This is a genomic window from Tsukamurella soli (assembly GCF_039541155.1).
In the GTDB taxonomy this organism is placed as follows: domain Bacteria; phylum Actinomycetota; class Actinomycetes; order Mycobacteriales; family Mycobacteriaceae; genus Tsukamurella; species Tsukamurella soli.
In genome coordinates this window covers 1-22,029 of the sequence record NZ_BAABFR010000090.1, presented here as the reverse complement: position 1 = coordinate 22,029, position 22,029 = coordinate 1, and the positions used below count along the sequence as shown (strand labels likewise).

At 71.8% G+C, this 22,029-nt stretch carries 23 protein-coding genes; 10 read left to right on the top strand and 13 right to left on the bottom strand.

The annotated features are described in order from the left end of the window. Positions 1 to 313: 313 nt before the first annotated feature. The 9 genes from ABD908_RS21070 to ABD908_RS21030 all read right to left on the bottom strand — a co-directional run bounded on the left by ABD908_RS21070 (position 314) and on the right by ABD908_RS21030 (position 8,072). A complete protein-coding gene (locus tag ABD908_RS21070; RefSeq protein WP_344999670.1) occupies positions 314 to 1,150 on the bottom strand; it encodes a DegV family protein in 837 nt (278 codons plus the stop codon). Continuing rightward, the gene (gene octT / locus ABD908_RS21065; protein WP_344999668.1) at positions 1,147 to 1,878 is read right to left on the bottom strand and encodes a diglucosylglycerate octanoyltransferase; all 732 of its coding nucleotides are present in this window, start codon (positions 1,876 to 1,878) and stop codon (positions 1,147 to 1,149) included. The genes ABD908_RS21070 and octT overlap by 4 nt, the downstream gene beginning before the upstream one ends. Continuing rightward, positions 1,875 to 2,564, bottom strand: a complete 690-nt coding sequence (locus ABD908_RS21060) for a histidine phosphatase family protein (RefSeq protein WP_344999666.1) — start codon at positions 2,562 to 2,564, stop codon at positions 1,875 to 1,877. Before ABD908_RS21060 ends, octT begins: the two co-directional genes overlap by 4 nt. Positions 2,565 to 2,589: 25 nt before the next feature. After that, entirely contained in the window at positions 2,590 to 2,946 is a 357-nt protein-coding gene (gene rsfS, locus ABD908_RS21055) for a ribosome silencing factor (RefSeq protein WP_344999664.1), read from the bottom strand. After that, the gene (gene nadD, locus ABD908_RS21050; RefSeq protein ID WP_344999662.1) at positions 2,943 to 3,641 is read right to left on the bottom strand and encodes a nicotinate-nucleotide adenylyltransferase; all 699 of its coding nucleotides are present in this window, start codon (positions 3,639 to 3,641) and stop codon (positions 2,943 to 2,945) included. Before nadD ends, rsfS begins: the two co-directional genes overlap by 4 nt. 175 nt (positions 3,642 to 3,816) lie before the next feature. After that, on the bottom strand, positions 3,817 to 5,298 hold the full coding sequence (locus tag ABD908_RS21045; protein WP_344999660.1) for a vWA domain-containing protein: 1,482 nt from the start codon (positions 5,296 to 5,298) through the stop codon (positions 3,817 to 3,819). A 2-nt stretch (positions 5,299 to 5,300) separates the two neighbouring features. Further along, positions 5,301 to 6,203 carry an AAA family ATPase gene (locus ABD908_RS21040; protein ID WP_344999658.1) on the bottom strand — a complete coding sequence of 301 codons (903 nt, stop codon included), beginning with the start codon at positions 6,201 to 6,203 and terminating at the stop codon, positions 5,301 to 5,303. 68 nt (positions 6,204 to 6,271) lie between these two features. Beyond that, entirely contained in the window at positions 6,272 to 6,724 is a 453-nt protein-coding gene (locus ABD908_RS21035; RefSeq protein ID WP_344999656.1) for an SRPBCC family protein, read from the bottom strand. Positions 6,725 to 6,785: 61 nt separating this feature from the next. Further along, positions 6,786 to 8,072, bottom strand: a complete 1,287-nt coding sequence (locus ABD908_RS21030; protein ID WP_344999653.1) for a glutamate-5-semialdehyde dehydrogenase — start codon at positions 8,070 to 8,072, stop codon at positions 6,786 to 6,788. Between the two features lie 160 nt (positions 8,073 to 8,232). On the opposite strand from ABD908_RS21030, the gene ABD908_RS21025 reads away from it, so the two are divergent. After that, a complete protein-coding gene (locus tag ABD908_RS21025; protein WP_344999651.1) occupies positions 8,233 to 9,123 on the top strand; it encodes a TIGR03620 family F420-dependent LLM class oxidoreductase in 891 nt (296 codons plus the stop codon). Positions 9,124 to 9,225: 102 nt separating this feature from the next. Then, positions 9,226 to 9,678 (top strand): cyanase, encoded by a 453-nt coding sequence (cynS, locus tag ABD908_RS21020; RefSeq protein ID WP_453911632.1) that lies wholly within the window; start codon positions 9,226 to 9,228, stop codon positions 9,676 to 9,678. 31 nt (positions 9,679 to 9,709) lie between these two features. On the opposite strand, the gene ABD908_RS21015 is transcribed toward cynS, so the two are convergent. After that, positions 9,710 to 10,660, bottom strand: a complete 951-nt coding sequence (locus ABD908_RS21015; protein ID WP_344999649.1) for an aldo/keto reductase — start codon at positions 10,658 to 10,660, stop codon at positions 9,710 to 9,712. A gap of 92 nt (positions 10,661 to 10,752) precedes the next feature. Here ABD908_RS21015 and ABD908_RS21010 point away from each other — a divergent pair, with 92 nt between their 5' ends. Beyond that, complete coding sequence (locus ABD908_RS21010) at positions 10,753 to 11,349, top strand: TetR/AcrR family transcriptional regulator (RefSeq protein WP_344999647.1); 597 nt, start codon at positions 10,753 to 10,755, stop codon at positions 11,347 to 11,349. Positions 11,350 to 11,366: 17 nt separating this feature from the next. Here ABD908_RS21010 and ABD908_RS21005 read toward each other — a convergent pair whose 3' ends face one another. Further along, positions 11,367 to 12,230 (bottom strand): NmrA family NAD(P)-binding protein, encoded by an 864-nt coding sequence (locus tag ABD908_RS21005; protein WP_344999645.1) that lies wholly within the window; start codon positions 12,228 to 12,230, stop codon positions 11,367 to 11,369. Between the two features lie 86 nt (positions 12,231 to 12,316). Here ABD908_RS21005 and ABD908_RS21000 point away from each other — a divergent pair, with 86 nt between their 5' ends. Together ABD908_RS21000 and ABD908_RS20995 are read left to right on the top strand one after the other, a co-directional pair. Next, positions 12,317 to 13,009: a TetR/AcrR family transcriptional regulator gene (locus tag ABD908_RS21000; protein WP_344999643.1), complete on the top strand. Its 693-nt coding sequence runs from the start codon at positions 12,317 to 12,319 to the stop codon at positions 13,007 to 13,009. Between the two features lie 102 nt (positions 13,010 to 13,111). Then, positions 13,112 to 13,684, top strand: a complete 573-nt coding sequence (locus ABD908_RS20995; protein ID WP_344999641.1) for a L,D-transpeptidase — start codon at positions 13,112 to 13,114, stop codon at positions 13,682 to 13,684. Here the strand turns inward: ABD908_RS20995 and ABD908_RS20990 are convergent, their stop codons facing one another. Further along, entirely contained in the window at positions 13,685 to 14,035 is a 351-nt protein-coding gene (locus ABD908_RS20990) for a VOC family protein (RefSeq protein WP_344999638.1), read from the bottom strand. Between the two features lie 327 nt (positions 14,036 to 14,362). Next, the gene (locus ABD908_RS20985) at positions 14,363 to 15,088 is read right to left on the bottom strand and encodes an HNH endonuclease family protein (protein ID WP_344999636.1); all 726 of its coding nucleotides are present in this window, start codon (positions 15,086 to 15,088) and stop codon (positions 14,363 to 14,365) included. Between the two features lie 135 nt (positions 15,089 to 15,223). On the opposite strand from ABD908_RS20985, the gene ABD908_RS20980 reads away from it, so the two are divergent. The 5 genes from ABD908_RS20980 to ABD908_RS20960 form a co-directional block, all read left to right on the top strand. Further along, positions 15,224 to 16,045, top strand: coding sequence for a TIGR03084 family metal-binding protein (locus ABD908_RS20980; RefSeq protein ID WP_344999634.1), 822 nt, complete (start codon positions 15,224 to 15,226; stop codon positions 16,043 to 16,045). Continuing rightward, on the top strand, positions 16,042 to 17,757 hold the full coding sequence (locus ABD908_RS20975; RefSeq protein ID WP_344999632.1) for an acyclic terpene utilization AtuA family protein: 1,716 nt from the start codon (positions 16,042 to 16,044) through the stop codon (positions 17,755 to 17,757). The genes ABD908_RS20980 and ABD908_RS20975 overlap by 4 nt, the downstream gene beginning before the upstream one ends. A 1-nt stretch (position 17,758) precedes the next feature. Then, positions 17,759 to 18,928 carry an acyl-CoA dehydrogenase family protein gene (locus tag ABD908_RS20970; RefSeq protein WP_344999630.1) on the top strand — a complete coding sequence of 390 codons (1,170 nt, stop codon included), beginning with the start codon at positions 17,759 to 17,761 and terminating at the stop codon, positions 18,926 to 18,928. 40 nt (positions 18,929 to 18,968) lie between these two features. Further along, positions 18,969 to 20,558, top strand: a complete 1,590-nt coding sequence (locus tag ABD908_RS20965; RefSeq protein WP_344999628.1) for an acyl-CoA carboxylase subunit beta — start codon at positions 18,969 to 18,971, stop codon at positions 20,556 to 20,558. Between the two features lie 11 nt (positions 20,559 to 20,569). Further along, positions 20,570 to 22,029, top strand: a 1,460-nt coding sequence (locus tag ABD908_RS20960; RefSeq protein ID WP_344999626.1) for an acetyl-CoA carboxylase biotin carboxylase subunit, incomplete at its 3' end; no start/stop codon positions are given.

The window sequence follows — 22,029 nt, the reverse complement described above, 5'->3', positions numbered from 1 at the left end:
GCCCCGCTCGCCGCTGTCGCCGCTCCCGCTCCGCTCGCCGTCGGCCGCGAGCCCGCCCCGCTGCGACCGCGGCGCGAACTCGCCGAGCCAGGCGGGTTCGGTGTCGAGCAGGTCTTCTCCGGACCTCTCCGGATCCGTCTCGGGTCGTCTCTGATCCATGTCCGCACCGTAGGCGCGCACACCGTCCCGGAATCCTGCCCGAGCGGCCCTCAGAGCCCGGTCTGTGCACAACTCCGGATCTGTGGACAACAGGCCCCGCGTCGGTGCCACGTGTCGTACCCGGGGTGTACAGGGCGACCCGGAAGACCCCCGTCTACGGCCGCACCGGTGCCACCGACACCCCCAGCGCGCCGGGCCCGAGGTGCGCGGCGATCGTCCCCCCGAACGAGCCCACCACCAGCTGCTCCAGCGCCGGCACACGCCGCCTGAGCTCGGCCGCCACCGCCTCCGCCGCGGCCGGCGCGGTCACGTGGTGCACCGCCATGCGGGCCGGCGCCTCACCGGCATGCGCCACCGCGAGGTCCGTGACCTGGGTTCGGGCGCGGGCGACGGTGCGCGTCTTGCGCACGGTCGCGATCCGGCCGTCGGCGATCCGCAGCACGGGCACGATCGACAGTGCGCCGCCCAGCAGCGCAGCCACCACGCTCACCCGCCCACCGGCACGCAGGTGCTCGAGGGTCGCGGCGCAGAAGTAGCCCTCGGACTCGGCGAGTACCGCGTGCGCGGCCTCGGCCACCTCCTCGCGGGGAGCGCCGGTCGCGGCCACCCGCACGGCCTCCAGCACCGCGAAGCCCAATGCCATGTCGATGCTGCGCGAGTCGATCACGGTGATCGGGCCGCCGATCTGGTCGGCAACGCTACTGGTCACGGAGTATGTCGAGCTCAGGTGCGACGACATCACCACCGCCACCACACCGTCGCCGCCCGAGCGGGCCAGCGCTGCGTCGAGCACCGCGCGCACCTCTCCGGGCGCCGGCCCCGACGTGGTGATCCCGTCGGCGACGAAGCACTCGGTAGGCAGCGGCGAGCCGTCGTCGAGGAACTCCCCGGCCGAGGTCAGGATGTGCAGCGGCAGCACCGCGATGCCCGCGGCGGCGAAGCCCTCGGCCCCCAGCGCGGCCGACGCGTCGGTGACCACGATGACCGTCACAGCTGCACCTCCGGGCCCAGCGCCGCCGCAACCCGGTCCGCGACCCGGCGGTGCACGTCGAACGACCAGTGGATCCCATCGATGTTGTTGGCCCCCAGGTCGAAGGCCCACTCGCTCAGGTCGCCGACCGGGATGTAGGCGACCCCGGCACGGTCGGCCCACCGCCGCATCGCGGTGTCGGTCCGGGCCCGGCCCGGGTGGGCGTACCCGTAGGCGTAGGCCCGGTGCGTCGGAGGCGCGAGCACCGCGAGGGGCGCCGCAGGCCGGAGCGTCGTCACCGCGGCGCGGATCCGCTCCAGGTACTCGACGGTGACGGCGGGCGGCAACGCCATCGGCCACCCGACCGGGGCGAACCGACGCTGCATCCGCCCGTAACCGTCCCGCACGCGTGCCCGCAGTGCGGCCGGCCGGATATATCGGATGGACTCCCGCAACGCGGTGGGTACGGGCGAGGGCAGCGAATCCATACCGCCCAGCGCCAGCACGACCGCGTCGACCTCGGGCATCGCGGCCCATACCCGCGGATCCTGCGTGACGGCCCACCAGCCGTCGCGCGTGGTCCACCCGACGCGCCCCACCAGTTCCGCCGACAGCCCGAGCCGCCCGGCGACCAGGTTCGGCCAGATCCGGGGGTCGTCGGCGGGGAGCCCGCCCTGGGGGCCGTAGTACCCGAGCGAATCGCAGAGGACCAGGAGACGACCGGGGCGAGCGGAGATGGGAGCCGTCACAGCACGTCGTGCGCCACGTCTGAGGAGGCGTTCCATACGTCCAGGCGCCAGCGGGGCCCGTCGCCGTGGCCGCTGACCTGGACCCAACTGCAGTTGCCGAGGCCGCCGAGCACGGGCCAGCTCTCCAGCGGCAGGTCCAGGAGGCGCGCGGTGAGCGCGGCGATCAGGCCGCCGTGTGCCACCAGGATGACGGGGCGCTCGCTCGTGCCCCACTCCGGCAGCCCGGCGATGAGCTCATCGACGAGCGGCAGCCCACGCGTCGCCACGTCGAGTCGGGACTCGCCCCCGGGCGGTGCCCACGTCGGCGCGTCGCGCCACCGCGCACGCGAACCGGGCATGTAGCCGTCGACCTCGACGTGGCTCTTGCCCTGCCACTCACCCAGCATGGTCTCGCGCAGCCGCACGTCCGTGGTGACGGGGACGCCGGTCGCGGCGCCCACCGCGTCGGCGGTGTCCTTGGCCCGCTGCAGGTCGGAGGAGATGATGCGGAGCGGGTCGCGGTCGGCGAGTGCGGCACCTGCGGCCTTGGCCTGCCGCCGTCCGAGGTCGGTGAGTTCGATGTCGAGCTGCCCCTGCATCCGGGCCTCGGCGTTGTACGGGGTCTGGCCGTGCCGCAGCAGCAGCAGGCGGCGCACCGTGGGCGTCATCCGTTCGATCGACGAGTCGAGGTCGTCCTCCACCTTCATCGTTCCCTCTCCCCCGTCCGGGCGCCTATGCCTCGACCTCGACCACGGGGCAGTCCTTCCACAGCTTCTCGAGCGCGTAGAACTGCCGCTCCTCCTCATGGAAGACGTGCACCACGATGTCGAGGTAGTCGAGCAGGGTCCAGCGACCCTCGCGTGTGCCCTCGCGCCGGGTCGGCTTGTACCCCGCCTCGCGGAGCTGATCCTCGACCTCCTCGACGATGGCGTTCACCTGCCGTTCGGTGGCCGCCGACGCGATCACGAAGCACTCGGTCAGCACCAGCTGCTCCGACACGTCCAGCACCACCACGTCGGTCGCGAGCTTGTCGCTCGCCGCCCGCGCCGCGATCGTCGCCATCGCTCGGGCACCCTCGGATGCGGTCACATTCCTCCTCGGTCGTCGGGGGTTCCCGGGCCCACCATCGGCGCCTCCGGGCCGGGCCCACGTTCGGGCCGGCTCGAGTACAGCCTCCGCTTGGCGATGTACTGCACCACGCCGTCGGGCACCAGGTACCACACGGGCCGGCCCGCATCGGCGCGGGCGCGGCACTCCGTGGACGAGATCGCCAACGCGGGGACCTCGACGAGGAACAATCTATCCCGCTGCGCATCGCTGAGGTGATCCGCGGCGAGGTGGTAGCCCGGACGGGTCACGCCTACGAACGTGGCCAGCGAGAACATCTCCTCCCAGTCCTGCCACGACAGGATCGACGCGAGCGCGTCGGCGCCGGTGATGAAGAACAGATCGGTGTCGGGACGCAGCGAGCGCAGGTCCTTCAGGGTGTCCACGGTGTACGTGTCGCCCGCGCGGTCGATGTCGACGCGGCTCACGGAGAACCGCGGGTTGGACGCCGTCGCGATCACCGTCATCAGGTACCGGTCCTCGGCGGCGGTCACCTGCCGCTTCTGCCACGGCCGCCCGGTGGGGACGAACACCACCTCGTCGAGCCCGAACCGGTCCGCAACCTCACTGGCCGCCACGAGGTGCCCGTTGTGGATGGGATCGAACGTGCCACCCATCACCCCCACCCGTCGGCGCGCGCCGGAGGCCGGCAGGGACACGGACTGCTCGGGGGACATGAGGATCAATCGTATGGGGCATGCCGGTGCCCGACGGTGCCGGGTCGTCCCGCCCGAGCGCAACCGTCGCGGCGTGCGAACCCGGCACAGGAGGGTCTCCGCGCAGCGGCCGGCGGACGGGCCGCCCAGCGGACCATCGGCAACCTGCTGCCGGGTGCGATCCCGCCGCGGCCCGTCACACGGGCAGCAGTCGCGCGATCACGTCCGCCAACTGGCCCGCGGTCCGGCATTCGTACATGTCGACGATCTCGCCGTACCGGTCCGCCACCGAGTCACCGGTCCCCCACGCCCCGCGCCGCTCCGGGTTGAGCCAGAACACGTGCCGCGCACGCTCGGTGAGCTCGACCAGCGAGTCGAGAGCGGGATCGGTGTAGTTGGTGCGCGCGTCGCCGAGGATCAGCAGGGTCCCGCGGTGGGTGACGGCGTCGGGGAACTCGTCGACGAACCGGCGCAGCATCCCGCCGTAGTCCGATCCCCCGAACCGCGACACCTTCGTCTCCCGGATCACGCGGTCGAACATGCCCACCACGGAGTCCACCGTCAACGCGCGGGTGGGGTCGATGTAGTCGGTGATCTCGTCGACGCCGTCGACGAACCCGAACACCCGGATCTTCGAGAACTCGGCGCGCAGCGAATGCGTCAGCAGCAGTGTGAAGTTGGAGAACCCGGCCACCGACCCGGACAGGTCGCACAGCAGCACCAGCTCGGGCCGGCTCGGCCGCGGCCTCCGGTGCACCAGGTCGATCGGCACGCCGCCGGTGGACATGGAGCGGCGCAGGGTGCGCCGCAGATCGATCGGGCCACGGCGGGCCCGCCTGCGCCGCACCATCAGTCGTGTGGCGAGGATCCGGGCGAGTGGGCGCACCGTCGCCTCCATCCGCTTGAGCTCGGTGCGGGTGGCGGAGAAGAACGCCACGTTCTCGGGCAGCTTCGGCGCCGCGTACTCGACCACGTTCTCGGCGCCCTTACGCGCCGCCATCGCCACCTGGGTCAGCTCGCGGACCCGCTCCGAGAGCCCCGCGACGCGCTCGCGGGCCACCGCACGCGCCGACTCGTACTCGAACGAACCGGGCGCCGCCCCCTCCTCGCTCGCTGCAGCCAGCAGGCCGTCGGCGATCGCCGCGATCAGCGTCTGCGGGTTCAACGCCTTGAGCGCCTGATACGCGGAATACGCGGTGCCCGTGCCGGATCGGTACCGGCCGAGCTGTTCGACGATCTGCGACACGATCCCGTCGTGGTCGCCGCCGGTCACCAGCGCGGCGATCGCCTCCTGCCGGAGGGCGTCGCGCACCTCGTCGGGATTCCCGGCACCCGGCATCGCCACGTCACCATCGGGCGTCGACGGTGCCGTGCCCGCGTCGTCCACGGCGGTGGTTGCCGGCGCACCCAACCCGGGCCGAGACGGGAACCACAGATCGAAGACCACGTCGAACACCTTGCGGTGCAGCGACTCCCGTAGCAGCACGGCCGCCAGACCCGCGCGCAGCTGCGCGCGGTCGGAGAGGTCGAGCACGCCGAGTACCTCGACGGCGGTGATCGCCTCCGACGGCCCGATCGCGAGCCCGCGGCCGCGCAACGCGCGCACGAAGTCGTGCACGTGCTCGTCGAGCCGCAGCCCGTAGGCTGCGACCTCGCCCCGCCCGGACCCCGTCGCCACCGCTACAGCCCGAGAGCCGCTGTGGCCGTGTCGATATCGGCGCGGTGCTTGAGCACGACACCGAGCGTCGACGCGAGCGCCGTCCGATCGACGGCGGCATTGGGGTTCTTCGCCACGCCCAGCGCGAGCAACGTGCGCGCCCAGTCGATCGACTCCGACACCGACGGCTTCTTCTTCAGCTCCATGCCGCGCAGCCGCGTGATCACGCGGAGCAGCTGCTGCGCCAACGTCTCCGGCAGCTCCGGCACCCGGCTGCGGATGATCGCCAGCTCGAGCTCGGTGTCGGGGAAGTCGATGTGCAGGTACAGGCAGCGCCGCTTGAGCGCCTCCGACAGCTCGCGGGTCGCGTTGGAGGTCAAGAACACCAGGGGTTTCCGCTCGGCGACGATCGTACCCAGCTCGGGCACCGTCACCGCGTAGTCGGACAGCACCTCGAGCAGCAGGCCCTCGAATTCGAGATCCGCCTTGTCCGCCTCGTCGATCAACAGCACGGTCGGCCCGGTCCCCCGCACCGCCTGCAGCAGCGGCCGCGGCAGCAGGAACTCCTCCGCGAACACGTCCGAACGGGTCTCGTCCCAGTCGCCTCCGCTGGCGCCCGCGGCGGTGCCGGCCTGGATCCGCAGGATCTGCTTGGCGTGGTTCCACTCGTACAGAGCCCGCGCCTCGTCGATGCCCTCGTAGCACTGCAGCCGCACGAACCGCGCTGCCCGAGCCTGCGCGCACGCCCGCGCCAGCTCCGTCTTGCCAACACCCGCGGGCCCCTCGACCAGCAGCGGCTTACCGAGGCGGTCGGCGAGGAACACCGCGGTCGCAGTGGCCTTCGACGGGATGTAGCCGGTCTCCGCCAGCGCTGCCGCGACGTCCTCGACGCTCGCGAACAACCCGCTCGGCGCCGGAGCTGTCACCGGCGACCCGCTCGCTCCGCTCCCGGCGCCGGCGACATGCGACCCGCTCGCTCCGCTCCCGGCGCCGGTCAGGACTTCGCCTTCCGTGCCAGCACCTCTTTGGCGAATCCCTTGGACGCGATGTCGGCCGCCATCTTGACGCCCTTCTTCATCACGAACCCGGGCAACTTCACCTTGGGGTCGATGTACATGTCGACCAGCACATGCACCGTGCCGTCGTCCTTCGGGGTGAGCAGGTAGTACCCGCCCTGCGCGCGCACGGCCATACCCTCGCCGACGGTGTCCCACGCGCACTTGTTCTCGGTGAACTCGTACTTGAAGGTCAGCTTGTCGGTGATGCCCACCAGCCCGGCCTCCACCTCGACGAGGCTGGGGCTGCCGTTCGCGTCGCGCTCGAGCACCTTGGCGCTCTTGTGCGACGACGACCACCGGGGCAGTGAATCGATGTCCAGCAGCGTCGCGTACGCGAGCTCGGCAGGCGCATCGATGTCGAACTCGATCTTCTCGTTGATGGCTCCCATGCGAGCAACGTACTCTCCGCCGACGACTACTCCGGTGAGGGTCCGCTCGCTCCGCTCCCGACTACTTCGGCCGGGTGTGCCCATCGCCCGTGACGATCCACTTCGTGGATGTCAGCTCGGGCAGTCCCATGGGCCCGCGGGCGTGCAGCTTCTGGGTCGAGATGCCGATCTCGGCGCCGAACCCGAACTGCTCGCCGTCGGTGAAGGCGGTAGAGGCGTTGACCATCACGGCGGCCGCGTCGACCCGCGCGGTGAAGGCGCGTGCCGCCGCGAGATCGCCGGTCACGATGGCCTCGGTATGCCCGGTGCCGTACCGGTCGATGTGCGCGACGGCGTCGTCGAGACCGTCGACGAGCTTCACCGCGATGTCCAGGCTCAGGTATTCATCGGCCCAGTCGGCCTCCGTCGCGGGGACCATGCCGGCCTCGTCGCCGTGCACGATCACCCCCCCGGCCTGGAATGCCGACAGCAGCGAGTCCAGCAGGCCCGGTGCGCACGCCCGGTCCACGAGCACGGTCTCGACGGTGTTGCACACCGACGGCCGCCGAGTCTTGGCGTTGAGGATCAACCGCAGCGCCATCTCCGAGTCGGCGGCGGAGTGCACGTAGATGTGGCAGTTGCCCACGCCGGTCTCGATGGTCGGCACCGTCGCCTCGGCGACCACGGCGGCGATCAGCCCGGCGCCGCCGCGCGGGATCACCACATCGACCAGGCCGCGGGCACGGATGAGAGCGGTGACCGACGCGCGGGTGTCCGATGGCAGCAGCGCCACGGCGTCGGGGTCGATGCCGGACGTGGCGAGCGAGTCTCGCAGCACGGCGACCAGTGCGGCGTTCGACGATGCGGCCGAGCTCGATCCGCGCAGCAGCACGGCGTTGCCCGACTTGAGGGTCAGCCCGAAGGCGTCGACGGTGACGTTGGGACGCGCCTCGTACACGATGCCCACCACGCCGATCGGCACCGCGACCTGCCGCAGCTCCAGCCCGTTGGGCAGCGTGGAGCCGCGCAGCACGTTCCCGATCGGGTCCGGCAGCCCGGCCACCTGCCGCAACCCCGACGCGATGCCGTCGATCCGGGCCTGCGTCAGCGCGAGCCGGTCGATCAGGCTCTCCTCGGTGCCGGCGGCGCGAGCGCGGGCCACGTCCTCCCCGTTCGCCGCGAGTACCGACGGTGCCGCGCCCAGGATCGCGTCCGCGGCCGCATGCAGCGCGGCGTTCTTCTGATCCGTGGTCAGCCCGGCGAGCTTCCGCGACGCCGCCTTGGCGGCGCGGGCCAGCCGCTGGACGGTGGCGACGACGTCGCCGCCTGCGGGATCGGTCCGGTCCGTGGTGTCGGTCGGCGTGCTCATCCGACCAGGATACGGACATCGACCGCACCGACCGTGCGCGCCCCGAGGACGCATCTCCGCAGAACGACCCCAGGAGCGCCGCGAGGCCCGTATCCGGGACGGCGACGGTGGCAGGGCAGGTCTGCGGAGACCTGCACCGGTATGGGGTATAGAAGTGGTCATGACGACACCGCCGCTGGGCCGCTTCGGAATCTGGACAGGTGTACTGGACGGGGTGCCGCTCGGCGAGGCGCGGGAGGTCGTCGCCGAACTCGACGAGCAGGGCTGGGGCAGCCTGTGGTTCGGCGAGGCCTACGGCCGCGAGGCGATGACCGCCGCGCAGGCCTGGCTGGGCGCCTCGCGGCGGATGGCGATCGGCACGGGCATCGCGTCGATCTACGCGCGCGACGCGGTATCCACCGCCGCCGCCGCACGCACGCTCGAGGCCGCGTACCCGGGCCGGTTCGTGTTGGGCCTCGGCGTCTCCCACGCACCGCTGGTGGAGCGGATGCGCGGGCACAGCTACGGCAGACCCGTGACGGCGATGCGCGAGTTCCTCGACGCGCTGGACCGGGCGCCCGCGGCCGTGCCCGGCGAGCAGAGCCTGCCACCCGTGGTCCTCGCGGCACTCGGCCCCAGGATGCTCGGGCTTGCGCGCGACCGCACCGCCGGTGCGCATCCGTACCTCGTGACGCCCGAGTACACCGCCGGCGCCCGGGCCGAGCTGGGCGCGGGCCCGTTGCTCGTGGTCGAGCAGGCCGCGGTGGTCGACCCGGACGCCGACGGTGACGAGTGGCGCCGCCGCGCGCACGACCACCTGAACATCTACACGGGCCTGCCCAACTACCGTGGATCCTGGGTGCGCCAAGGCTTCTCGGACGACGACTTCGTGCGCGGGGGCAGCGATCGCCTCAAGGCGGCGCTCGTCACCCACGGCCTCGAGACGACGGTGGCGCGCGCCCACGAGCACCTCGACGCGGGTGCCGACACCGTCCTCATCCAGGTCCTCGGGCCCGCCGTCGCCGTGCCGCCGCGCTCCGACTGGGCCGCCCTGGCCCACGCCCTCCTGTAGCCGCGCCGCGTGACCCACGACACGCCGATCCCGCCGGACACCCTGCGCGATCCCGCTCCGACTGCGACGCTGGGAGCAGCCGATGCCGGTCGAGGAGGACGTATGGCGGAGTACATGACCAAACAGCAGGCGGCGGAGATCGTTGCCGCCGAACGATTCCGGCGCGGCATCACGTGGCGGGAGCTGGCCGAGGAGATCGGCCGCCCGCTGGTGTGGACGATCGCCGCCCTACAGGGCCAACACCCGCTCACCGACGAGGAGGCCGGCACCATCGGCCGCCTGCTCGAGCTCGACGAGGCCGTGGTCGAGGCGCTGGAGAAGCAGCCGTACCGCGGCACACTCGACGGTGGCGCACCGTCGGATCCGACGATCTACCGCCTGTACGAGGTGGTCAGCGTGTACGGCCCGGCGATCAAGGAGGCCATCCACGAGGAGTTCGGCGACGGGATCATGAGCGCCATCAACTTCGAGCTCGACGTGGCGCGCCGCCCGCACCCCGACGGAGACCGGGTCGTGATCACCCTGGACGGCAAGTTCCTCGACTACCGCTGGTAGCCCCGGACTCCCTCCCGCAACCGAATCCGGGTCAGCGCGCCTCGGCGGGCCAGCCCGGCGGCGTGATCGGCGCAGTGATCGTGGCCGCGCCCACGGCGTCGAGCGCCGCGGTGCTGCGCTCGTCCAGGCGTACCTCGCCCACCGCGACGTTCGCCTCGAGGTGCGCGACGCTACCGGTTCCGGGGATCAGCAGGATGCCGGGGGCGTGCCCGAGCAGCCATGCGAGCCCGACCTGCGCGGCACTCACCCCGATCTCGGCGGCGACCGCGGTGACCGCCGGCTGGTCCGTGACCTTCGCGAAGCCGGGGAAGGCCGATCCCAACGGGAAGAACGGGACCCAGGCGATTCCCTCCCGCCGGGCCAGTTCGAGCGCGCCCTCGAACCGTCGGTCGAGCAGGTTGTACGGGTTCTGAACGCATGCGATCCCGGCAGGCAGTGCGCGCCTGAGGGTTTCGACGGTGACGGCGCTGAGACCGATCGCATCGATCTTGCCCTCGTCTCGCAGCGCCACCATCTCTGCCAGCTGGTCGTCGAGGTCCACGACCTGGTCCCCCTCGGCCGCCAGCCCGGGCCCGATCTCGAGGCGGCGGAGGTTGACCACCGGGATCGACTCGCGGCCGAGGGAGCGCAGGTTGTCCTCGACCGCGGCACGCAGCTCGGCCGGCCGCTGCGCGGGGCGCATCGGGTACGGCCCACCGGGATCCGCCACCGCGCCGACCTTCGAGACGATCACGGTGCGGTCGTCGGCCGGCACCGCACGGCGGACCAGGTCGTTGACGAAGCCCGCGCCGTAGAAGTCGGCCGTGTCGATGTGGTCGACGCCCAGTTCGAGCGCGCGACGCAGGACCGCGACGCCCGCGGCGGGGTCCCGACGGTGGCGCTCGAGCTGCATGGCGCCGTAACCGATCCTGGCTACGGACCGCCCGGCGAGATCGGCCTCGCCACCCGGACGAGGACGGCCGGTCGCGGCGGTGTGATTCATGGGGGGGCTCCCGTCGTCGTGCGATACTGGGGATTAAGCGGAGGAACCTCCGCTTAATCCCGACCATACCACCAACCGGAGGACCCTCCACTTTGTCTGCCGATGCCACTCCCGCGCCACCGCAGCGGCCGCGCGCCGACGCGCTGCGCAACCGCGCCAAGCTGCTCGCGGCGGCGCGCGACGCGTTCGCGGCGGGCGACGGTGACGTCACGTTCGACACCCTCGCCCGCCGCGCGGGGGTGGGCATCGGCACGCTGTACCGGAACTTCCCGAACCGGCAGGCACTGGTCGAGGCGGTGTACCGGTCCGAGCTCGACGACGTCGTCGCGAGCGCCACGACGCTGCTGGAGACGCATCCGGCCGACGTCGCGCTGCGACGGTGGGTCGATAGGTACGCGGCCTTCGTCGCGACGAAGCACGGCATGGCCGAGGCGTTCCGACAGGCGCTCACGTCCGGCGCGATAGCGGCGAGCGATACGCGCGAGCGGGTCCGCGGCACCGTCGGCCGGTTCTTGACGGCGGGTGCGGCCGATGGGACCCTGCGCGCGGACGTCGAGGCCGACGACGTCACCGTCGCACTGCTCGGTGCCATGCTCGGGACCACCAGCACCGCAGCGGATCCCGGGCAACGGGGTCGTGTCCTGGACCTCCTCGTCGCCGGGCTGCGCGCGGACCCGACTGCGCGTTAGCAAGCGCCGGCAGCCGGTCAGGCGGCCGCCAGCACGTCGCCGACGGTGCGCGGCGGCCGGCCGATCAGCTCGCCCAGCGTTGGGTCGACGGTGGCGAAGTCGCCCCGCCGGGCGGCCACGAACAGACCCAGCATCAGCTCCACGGCAGCCCGCGGCATCCCCGCACCCACCATCCGTTCCACCCAGTCGTCGTCATCGATCACGATGCGGCGGACCGTGTTCCCGCTCGCCGTCGACACCGTCTCGGCGACGTCGTCGAAGGTCACGGCCTGTGCGGCGGTGAGCGCAGGCGTGGGCCCGTCGAATGTCGGGGCGCCCGTGACGTCCGCCGCGAGCAGCGCCGCGGCACCGGCCGCGAGGTCCTCGCGCGCGGTCCACGACACCGGCCCGTCCGCGGGCAGCGCGATCTCCCCGGTCTCGGCCGCGCCGCGCGTGAGCAGCCCGACGGTGTGTGCATAGAAGCCGTTCCGTAGCGACGTCCACGGAATACCGATCTCCGCGATCCCCGCCTCGGTCGCGGCGTGATCGCTCGCGGCGGCGAAAGCCGAGTCCGCCAGGCTGTTCTGATGCGCGGTGTAGAAGACCCGCCCGGCTCCCGCATCCGCCGCCGCCCGGGCCGCCGCGACGTGCTGCGCGACCGCGTCCGGGCCCAGCGCGTCGATGGAGGTGATGAGCACACTGGACGCCCCCTCGAAGGCGTCGGCCAACGTCGCCGGGTCCGCGAAATCGCCGCGCCGCACCCGGACCCCACGCGCGGCCAGGGCATCGGCCCTACCGGGGTCGCGGACGCTCACCCCCAGCCGTTCGGCCGGCACCCGGCGCAGCAACTCGCGTACGACGGCGCCGCCGAGCGCCCCGGTCCCCCCGGTCACAACGATCATGCTTCCGACCTCCTGTTATCAATGGAATCATATTTACAGTACCATCGATATTTCACCGATAACATCTCGTGGCTATCATTGGAACCATGCCGATCGCCCGACCCGACCGCGACCTCGTGCGCGATCGCATCGTCGACGCCGCGGTCGAGCTGCTCGCGGCCGGCGGCCCGAGCGCCGTGACCACTCGATCGGTGGCGACCGCCGCAGACGTCCAACCACCGACGATCTACCGCTTGTTCGGCGACAAGGACGGCCTGCTCGAGGCGGTGGCGGACGCGGTCTTCGCCGACTACGTCGACGCGAAGCGCGTCGACCACGCGACCGATCCGGTGCAGGAGTTGCACGACTCGTTCGTCGCACACCTCGAGTTCGGGACCGCCAATCCGGGCCTGACGGCGATCTTCTCCGATCCGTCGCGCCCGCGGTCGGCGACGGAGGAGCGCGGGATCGCGGTGCTCCGCGAGCGCATCAACCGCGTCGCCGCCGCGGGCCGGCTACGCGTCCCCGAGCCGCGGGCCGTCGCCCTCGTCCACGCCATCGGCCTCGGCGTGGTCCTCGCGCTCCTCGAACTCCCCGACGGAGGCGACGACTCGGGACTGGCCACCGCGGCATGGCAGGCACTGGCCACCGCGATCCTCACCGACAGCGCCCCTCCTCCCGACCCGGGCGGGCGCGCGGCAGCGCTCCGCCTGCGGGCCGACGACGGTGCCCTCGCCGCCCTCAGCCCGGCGGAGCAGGCGCTGATGCGCGAGTGGCTGGACCGCATCGCCGACGCCTGACCCACGATTCCGCACAGGTCTCGGGCCCGCCCGATCGCCGACACCACCATCGTTCGGCGGCTCCTTCGCGCCAGCAATCGGATCGATCGCCACAATGGTCTAGTGCGTGAGCTGTGGACTCGACGGAGACAAGGGCTGGGACCCGTGCTGCGGGTCGCGGTGATCATCTGCATGATCGCGTTCACTGCGGTGGTCGTGTTCGCGGAGGTTTCGAGTCGGGGTCCGGGGGCGACGGCCGCGGCGCGGCCCGAGGCCCCGCTCTCGACGTCGACGTCCTCGGTCGCCCGCCCGCCGTTCGAGACCTGCCCTCCCGGTGCCGACGCCTGCGTCGACACGCGGTTGCGGATCAGCTGGCTGCAGCACGACGGCCAGATCACCTACGGGCCCGTTCCCGTGATGCCCGGAACCGCGGACACGCACGGCGGTGAGGTGACCCCGCAGGGCTTCTACCGCGTGCAGTGGAAGGCCGTGTCACTCACCAGTGACGAGTTCGACGAACCGATGCCTTTCGCCGTCTTCTTCGCGCCCGGCGGAGTCGCATTCCACGAGGGTTCCCTGACGTCCAGCTCGCACGGGTGTGTCCACCTGAGCTGGGCCGACGCGCGGTACTACTTCGACCATCTTCAGGTCGGCGCGAACGTCGCGGTGTTCGGCGGCCAGCCGCCGCTGTCGTGATCAGCGCTGCAGCGGCTGGTAGAACACCAGGCCGTTGCCCTGGTTGTCGTACACGACGGCGCGACGTTCGTGGGCGTCGTCATACGCGGCCCGCACGATCGCGCCGCCGGACTCCTCGATCGCCTTGGCCGCGGCGTCCACGTCCTCGGTCTTGATGCCGACGACGACCTTCCCGGGGATGGGGTGATCGATCGACGTCGCGAGCGCGATCGTCACCGAGCCGCCGTCCAGAGCCGCGTAATGGGCGCCGTCCCGGAACTTCAGGGCGAATCCGAGTCCCTCGTAGAACGCGATCGACTCGTCGAGGTTCTCGGTGGACAGGACGATCTGTCGTACCTGGTAGCTGCTCATCTGCGAACTCCTTCTCTGATCCCGGGACGCTGCACTGTCGGATCGCACCCCCGTCGGCCAGACGACGGGAGCGGCCCACCATCCATGGAAGCGCATCCCTCGGGGCCCAGCGAGCCTGGACTCGAGCGGGTTTCAACCACCACCGCGCCAGCCGACCCCACGCCGGTCCGACACCACACCGTCGGCCGAGCCCGAGTGGGATCCGTCGGAGACCGCCGCGCGGTCTGGTCCCCTAAAGCCGGCGGGGATACGACGACGACGGTGTCGAGGGCTGCGGGGCAGGCCTTGCGCCAGAAGCCACCTGCCACCGGTCGCCGAGCCGAGCGCCTAACCGCGGCAAACTGATTCGACCTGCCGGATCACGGCCGCGCTGCCCGCGTCGACGGACAGCCCGTACTCGCGGCTGATCCCGGCGAACTGCTCTACATACTGGCAGTGGAAGCCTTCGTTGCTCGGCATCCAACGTCCGGGCGGGCTGTCCTTCTTGTTGTCGTTCGACGGCCCGTCCACCGCGACCAGGTTGCGCGGGTCGTTCGCCAGCCGGGTCCGCTTCGCGTCGTCCCACGCGTATGCCCCCATGTCCCAGGCGTAGGCGAGCGGCACTATGTGGTCGATCTGCACCTTCGCCGAGGTCTTCGGGCCCCGAACGAAGTGCATGGTCTGCCCGGTGTAGGGGTCGATCAGAGTCCCCGTCGCGACCGCCCTCGGGCAGCTGTGCACGTGCACGTAGGTCTTGTCGGTGAGGTCTCGGTCGAGGATGTCGTTGCGGGTGTCACAACCGTTGTGGCCCAGGGCCGCCCCGCTGTCGTCCGTCCACGCCTCCCCGAACGCGGCCCGCCGGTACCTCACAGGCGCCTTCGCGCGCGCCGCCACGATCCTGATCCCCGCCAGCGGATCTCCCGCGGCCGCCACCGTCGCCCTGCCCGGCGGCGCGCCCGCTGTCGAGACCGCGCCGGTCGCGCCGGCCTGCTCAGCCCGTCTGTCACCCACGGCCGAGCACGCCACCGATACCGCCGTCAGCACAGCCACGAGCAGCGCCGCCCACGCCCTCACAGAGAGCCTTCGTTGAACCACGGCGGCACGCTAACACCCACCTCCGACACATTCGGACGAAGCGGACCGGACCGAGCGGCTGACAAACAAGCGTTACTGCTTGTTTTTTTCTCACGCGCCTGACAGGGTGTACGCATGCCCTCAGCAGAGACCGTCTTCGACGCCCTCCGCACCACATCCGACACCGTCGCCGCAGTCGCGAACGCGATCCCCGACTGGAGCACTCCCACCCCCGCCCCCGGCTGGACCGTCGGCCACCAGGTCGCCCACCTCACCTGGACGGACGAGGTCAGCCTGGTCGCCGCACAGTCGGGTGGTGCCGCCGCCGGCACGGACGCCGACGGCTTCGCCGCGCTCGTCCAGCTGGCCGTCCAGGACCCGCATGGGTTCGTCGACAAAGGCGCGCAGCGGGTGCTCGACGAGGCCGGCGACGCGCTTCCGGCGCGCTGGGCCTCGGCCCGCGCCGCGCTCGTCGCCGCCCTCGCCGCAGCCGACCCCGGCACGCCGCTGCCCTGGTTCGGCCCGCCGATGCGCCCGCACACGATGGCCACCGCCCGGATCATGGAGACCTGGGCACACGGCCTGGACATCGCCGACGCCGCGGGCATCGATCTCGATGCGCCGCAGGCCCTCCCGTTCGTGGCGCGCATCGGCTACAAGACCCGCGACTACGCCTACCACGTCAACGGCCAGACGCCGCCGGCCGAGCCGTTCGACGTGCTCCTGACCGCGGCCGACGGGACCGAGATCACCTTCGGCCCGGGCGATTCCGCGCAGCGGGTCACCGGCCCGCTGCTCGACTTCTGCCGCCTCGTCACCCAGCGCGTGGCACGCGCGGACACCGCGCTCGTCGCGGTGGGCGACGACGCCGCCCATTGGCTCACCATCGCGCAGTGCTTCGCGGGCGCGCCCGGCGTCGGCCGCGCGGCCACCGGAACAGACGAAGGATCCCGATGACCCACGACCCCATCCGCATCGGCAACATCTCCGGCTTCTACGGCGACCGCGCCACCGCGCTCGGCGAGATGCTGGCCGGACCGGTCGACTACCTCACCGGCGACTACCTGGCCGAGCTGACCATGCTGATCCTCGGCCGCGACCGCCTGAAGGACCCCGGCACGGGCTACGCCAAGACGTTCCTGCGGGCGCTGAAGGAGCATCTCGCCGAGGCCCGCTCGCGGAACGTGAAGATCGTCGTCAACGCGGGCGGCCTCAACCCGGCCGCGCTCGCGGGGCAGGTGTCGGCGCTCGCGGACGAGCTGGGCGTGGCGGCCGCGGTCGGGTACGTCGACGGTGACGACCTGATCGCGCGCGCGGCCGACCTCGGGGTACCCGGCGCCGTCACCGCCAACGCCTACCTCGGTGCGTTCGGCATCGCCGACTGCCTCACCGCCGGCGCCGATATCGTGGTCACGGGCCGGGTCACCGACGCCTCGCTGACCGTCGCGCCCGCGATCGCCGAATTCGGTTGGGGCCGGGAGGACTACGACGCCCTCGCCGGTGCGGTCGCCGCCGGCCACGTGATCGAGTGCAGCGCACAGGCCACGGGTGGCAACTACGCGTTCTTCGCGCGCCATCCCGTTCAGCAGCTCCTGCATCCGGGCTTCCCGATCGCCGAGGTCGCGTCCGACGGCAGCTCCGTGATCACCAAGCACGACGGCACGGGCGGCATCGTCACCGTGGGCACGGTCACCGCGCAGCTGCTGTACGAGGTCACCGGACCCCGCTACGCCGGCCCCGACGTCACGCTGCGGCTGGACTCCCTGCAGCTCGAGCAGGTGGGCACGGATCGGGTCGCGATCACCGGCGCGATCGGCGAGCCGCCCAGCCCCACGACGAAGGTCGCGACCACGGCCCTGGGAGGGTTCCGCAACGAGGTGGGGTTCCTGCTCACCGGCCTCGACATCGAGGCGAAGGCGGCTCTGCTCGAGGCGCAGCTGCGCGACGCCCTGCAACCGGCGCCCGCGGATCTGCAGTTCCGGCTGGCTCGCACCGACCACCCCGACGCATCCACCGAGGCGGCCGCGTCGGCGGTGCTGACCTGCGTCGCGTGGGACGGCGACCCCAATCGGGTGGGACGGGCGTTCAGCTCGGCGGCCGTCGAGCTGGCGCTGTCCACCTACCCCGGGGCCACCCCGACCGCGCCGCCGCAGAAGGGCGCGCCGTACGGCGTGTACGTGCCCTGCTTCGTGCCCAACGAGGACGTCCCGCACCGCGCACACCGGCCGGACGGCACCGTCGTCGACATCGCGCCGCCCGCGCGCACCGCCGAACTCCCCGCTCCCACCGATGAACCCGGCGGCGGGACCGGAGGCTCCGCCGAGGCGGAGACCCGGCGCGTCCCGCTCGGCGCGATCGTCGGCACGCGCAGCGGCGACAAGGGCGGCTCGGCCAACGTCGGTGCGTGGGTCGAGTCCGACGCCGCCTTCGCCTGGCTCCGCGGCCATCTCACCACCGATCGTCTGCGGGAGCTGCTGCCCGAGACCGCCGACCTGTCGGTCGCCCGCTACGAACTGCCGCACCTGCGCGCCGTGAACTTCGTGATCGAGGACATCCTCGGCAAGGGAGTGGCACACGGGTACCGTTTCGACCCGCAGGCGAAGGGGATCGGCGAGTGGTTGCGTTCGCGCCACGCCGACATCCCCGTCAGCCTTCTGGAAGGAGCCTGACATGCCCACGGAGTGGGACACCGACGAGCGGGTCGCGCTGCGTGACACCGTCACCGCCTTCACCCGGCGGGAGATCCTGCCGCACCTCGACGAGTGGGAGGCCACGGGCCTGCTGCCCCGCGCGCTGCACCGCAAGGCCGGAGACCTGGGCCTGCTGGGAATCTCGTTCCCCGAGTCGGTCGGCGGTGGCGGCGGTGACCCGCAGGACGCGCTCGTCGTGTGCGAGGCCATGCACGAGGCGGGCGGCTCCGGGGGCCTGTTCGCCTCGCTGTTCACGTGCGGCATCTCGGTGCCGCACCTGATCCTCGCGGGAACGCCCGAGCAGCACGAGAAGTGGGTGCGACCGGTGCTGGCGGGCGAGAAGATCAGCTCGCTGGCGATCACCGAGCCCAGCGGCGGCTCGGATGTCGGGCATCTGCGCACCACCGCCAGACGGGACGGCGACCACTACGTCGTCAACGGCGCCAAGACCTTCATCACCTCGGGCATCCGCGCGGACTGGGTCGTGACGGCCGTGCGCACGGGCGCCGACGGTGCCGGGGGCGTCTCGCTGCTGGTGATCGAGAAGGGGCGCGAGGGCTTCGAGGTGAGCCAGCCGCTGAAGAAGATGGGCTGGCACGCCTCGGACACCGCCGAGCTCTCCTTCACCGATGTCCGCGTGCCTGCCGAGAACCTGGTCGGCCCGGAGAACTCGGGCTTCCTGCTGATCGGCGCCGCGTTCGTCACCGAGCGCCTCGGCCTTGCCGTGCAGGCCTATTCGCAGGCCCAGCGATGCCTGGACCTCACCCTGGACTGGGTCCGCCGGCGCGAGACCTTCGGCAAGCCGCTGATCGCGCGGCAGGCCGTACAGAACACCGTCACCGAGATGCGCCGCCGGATCGAGGTGGCCCGCGTGTACAGCCGCTACGTGGCCGACGAGTACGCGGCGGCACTCGCCGACGGCCCGGCTGCGGCCGCCGAGTGGGTGCCACAGGCGTGCTTCGCCAAGAACACCGCGGTCGAGTGCGGCGAGTGGGTCACCAATGAGGCCGTGCAGCTGTTCGGCGGCCACGGCTACATGTCCGAGTACGAGGTCTCCCGGCAGTACCGGGATATCCGCATCCTCGGCATCGGCGGCGGAACAACGCAGATCCTGACCACGCTCGCGGCGAACCGCCTCGGCTACCGCTGAACCGGGCACGGCTCCCGCTGACTAGGAAGGTCTTCCACACATGACGGTGCTGACCAGCGCCCCCGCCCCGGACGCCGCGGCGAACCGCGACGCCATGCTCACCAAGCTCGACGACCTGCAGGGCGAGTTCGCCAAGGCGCTCGCCGGCGGCGGCGAGAAATACGTCGCACGCCACCGCAAGCGTGGCAAACTCACCGCCCGCGAGCGCATCGACACGGTCCTCGATCCCGCGTCGCCGTTCCTCGAGCTGTGCCCGCTCGCCGCGTGGGGCAGCGACTTCCAGGTCGGAGCGTCCCTCGTGGGCGGCATCGGCGTCGTAGCGGGCGTCGAGTGCATGGTGGTCGCGAACGACCCCACCGTGAAGGGCGGCACGTCCAACCCGTGGACGCTGCGCAAGTCGCTGCGCCTCAACGACATCGCCAAGGAGAACCGCCTGCCGGTGATCTCCCTGGTCGAGTCCGGCGGCGCCGACCTGCCCACGCAGAAGGAGGTGTTCGTCCCCGGTGGCGCGATGTTCCGCAACCTCACGCAGCTGTCGAAGGCGGGCATCCCCACCATCTCGGTCGTATACGGCAACTCCACCGCCGGCGGCGCCTACATCCCCGGGATGAGCGACCACGTCGTGATGATCGCCGAGCGGTCCAAGGTGTTCCTCGCCGGCCCGCCGCTGGTGAAGGCCGCGACGGGCGAGATCAGCGACGACGAGACCCTCGGTGGCGCCGAGATGCACGCGCGCCAGAGCGGTCTCGGCGACTACCTCGCGCAGGACGAGCTCGACGCCGCGCGGATCGCGCGCACCATCGTGCGGCGCCTCAACTGGCGCAAGCAGGGTCCTCCGCCCTCGGCACTCGTCAAGCCGCCGCGCTACGACGCCGAGAGCCTGCTGGACATCGTCCCGCCGGATCTCAAGGTGCCCTTCGATCCCCGCGAGATCATCGCCCGCATCGTCGACGACTCCGATTACGACGAGTTCAAGCCCTTGTACGGCGGCTCGCTCACCACCGGGTGGGCGAACCTGCACGGCTACCCGATCGGCATCCTCGCGAACGCCAGGGGCGTGCTGTTCAGCGAGGAGGCCCAGAAGGCCACCCAGTTCATCGAACTCGCCAACCGGTACGACACGCCCCTGCTGTTCATCCACAACACCACCGGCTACATGGTGGGTGCCGAGTACGAGCGCGGCGGCATCATCAAGCACGGCTCGATGATGATCAACGCGGTGTCCAACTCGGAGGTGCCGCACATCTCGCTGATCGCCGCCGCGTCGTACGGCGCCGGCCACTACGGCATGTGCGGCCGCGCCTTCAACCCGCGCTTCCTGTTCACCTGGCCCAGCTCGCGCAGCGCCGTGATGGGGTCGAAGCAGTTGGCCGACGTGGTCACCGAGGTGGCGTCGGCGTCCGCCGCGGCCCGCGGGCAGGCGATGGACCCGGCGTTCGTCGAGGCGATGCGCGACGCGATCGTGACGCAGATCGACAACGAGTCGGTGCCGGCCTTCCTCTCCGGGATGCTCTACGACGACGGCATCATCGACCCGCGCGACACCCGCACCGTGATCGGGATGGCCCTGTCCGCCATCCACAACGGTCCCGTCGCCGGAACCGACCGCTTCGGCGTCTTCCGGATGTGAGGAACGAGACCATGACTGAAACCACCGGCACCCCCGCCGGCCCCAGGCCCTTCGACTCCGTCCTCGTCGCCAACCGCGGCGAGATCGCCCGCCGGGTCATCGCCGCGGCACACGCGCGCGGGCTGCGCGCCGTCGCCGTCTACTCGGACGCCGATGCCGACTCCCTGCACGTCGCGGAGGCCGACGAGGCCGTGCGCCTGCCCGGCGACGCCCCCGCCGACACGTATCTACGATCCGAGAAGATCATCGCCGCCGCCCATGCGACCGGGGTGCAGGCTATCCACCCCGGCTACGGATTCCTCTCGGAGAACGCCGATTTCGCCGCGGCGGTGAACGCCGCGGGGCTGGTGTGGATCGGCCCGACGCCGGAGGCCATCACCGCCATGGGGTCCAAGGTGGCCGCCAAGGAGCGGCTGCTTGCCGCCGGCGTGCCGATGCTCACCAACCTCACCCCGGATCAGGTATCCGACAGCGACTTCCCCGTCCTGGTCAAGGCCTCAGCGGGTGGCGGCGGCCGCGGCATGCGCGTCGTACGCACGCGCGCCGAGCTGCCGGAGGCGCTGGCGGCCGCGGCGCGGGAGGCCGAGTCCGCCTTCGGCGACGGCACCGTCTTCTGCGAGCGCTACCTCGAACGCGGCCGGCACATCGAGGTCCAGGTCATGGCCGACACCCTCGGCACCGTGTGGGCGGTCGGCGAGCGCGAGTGCTCGATCCAGCGGCGCCACCAGAAGGTCATCGAGGAGGCCCCCTCCCCGCTGGTCGAGCGGCTGCCGGAGATGCGGGAGCGGCTCTTCGAAGCCGCGACGGACGCCGCCAAGGCCATCGGCTACACCGGCGCGGGCACCGTCGAGTTCCTCGCCACCGACGCGGGTGAGTTCTTCTTCCTCGAGGTCAACACCCGCTTGCAGGTCGAGCATCCGGTCACCGAGGCGACCACCGGGCTGGATCTGGTGGGCCTGCAGTTCGATGTCGCCGCCGGCGTTGCACTACCGGGCCCCACGCCGCCGCCGACCCGCGGCGCGGCCATGGAGGTGCGGCTGTACGCGGAGGACCCGAGCCACGACTGGCGGCCCGCCGCCGGTGTGCTCCGGCGGTTCTCGGTGCCGGACGTCGTCAGCGAGTTCTCCGGTCCGGGCCGGCCCGGTATCCGCCTCGACAGCTCCGTCGCCGAGCAGGACGCCAAGGTGGAGGTGTTCTACGACCCGATGCTGGCGAAGATCATCTCCTGGGCGCCCACGCGGCGCCAGGCCGTCGCCATCGTGGAGTCGGCGCTGCGCCGCAGCGAGATCCACGGCCTCACCACCAACCGGGACCTGCTGGTGCGGATCCTCGCCGACGCCGACTTCCGCGCAGGCGATTTCGCCACCGACTTCCTCACCGGCGAGCGGCTGGAGCGGCTCGCCGCGCCGCTCCTCACCGACGTGGACGCGGCCGACGCGGCCCGTGCCGCCGCCGAGGTGCTCGACCGCCG

Bases quoted from the DNA above. Each gene is read 5' to 3' on its own strand.
- ABD908_RS21060 (WP_344999666.1), bottom strand. From the start codon at position 2,564: ATGAAGGTGGAGGACGACCTCGACTCGTCGATCGAACGGATGACGCCC.
- nadD (WP_344999662.1), bottom strand. From the start codon at position 3,641: ATGTCCCCCGAGCAGTCCGTGTCCCTGCCGGCCTCCGGCGCGCGCCGA.
- ABD908_RS21035 (WP_344999656.1), bottom strand. From the start codon at position 6,724: ATGGGAGCCATCAACGAGAAGATCGAGTTCGACATCGATGCGCCTGCC.
- ABD908_RS21030 (WP_344999653.1), bottom strand. From the start codon at position 8,072: ATGAGCACGCCGACCGACACCACGGACCGGACCGATCCCGCAGGCGGC.
- ABD908_RS21025 (WP_344999651.1), top strand. From the start codon at position 8,233: ATGACGACACCGCCGCTGGGCCGCTTCGGAATCTGGACAGGTGTACTG.
- cynS (WP_453911632.1), top strand. From the start codon at position 9,226: ATGGCGGAGTACATGACCAAACAGCAGGCGGCGGAGATCGTTGCCGCC.
- ABD908_RS21015 (WP_344999649.1), bottom strand. From the start codon at position 10,660: ATGAATCACACCGCCGCGACCGGCCGTCCTCGTCCGGGTGGCGAGGCC.
- ABD908_RS21005 (WP_344999645.1), bottom strand. From the start codon at position 12,230: ATGATCGTTGTGACCGGGGGGACCGGGGCGCTCGGCGGCGCCGTCGTA.
- ABD908_RS21000 (WP_344999643.1), top strand. From the start codon at position 12,317: ATGCCGATCGCCCGACCCGACCGCGACCTCGTGCGCGATCGCATCGTC.
- ABD908_RS20990 (WP_344999638.1), bottom strand. From the start codon at position 14,035: ATGAGCAGCTACCAGGTACGACAGATCGTCCTGTCCACCGAGAACCTC.
- ABD908_RS20980 (WP_344999634.1), top strand. From the start codon at position 15,224: ATGCCCTCAGCAGAGACCGTCTTCGACGCCCTCCGCACCACATCCGAC.
- ABD908_RS20975 (WP_344999632.1), top strand. From the start codon at position 16,042: ATGACCCACGACCCCATCCGCATCGGCAACATCTCCGGCTTCTACGGC.
- ABD908_RS20970 (WP_344999630.1), top strand. From the start codon at position 17,759: ATGCCCACGGAGTGGGACACCGACGAGCGGGTCGCGCTGCGTGACACC.
- ABD908_RS20965 (WP_344999628.1), top strand. From the start codon at position 18,969: ATGACGGTGCTGACCAGCGCCCCCGCCCCGGACGCCGCGGCGAACCGC.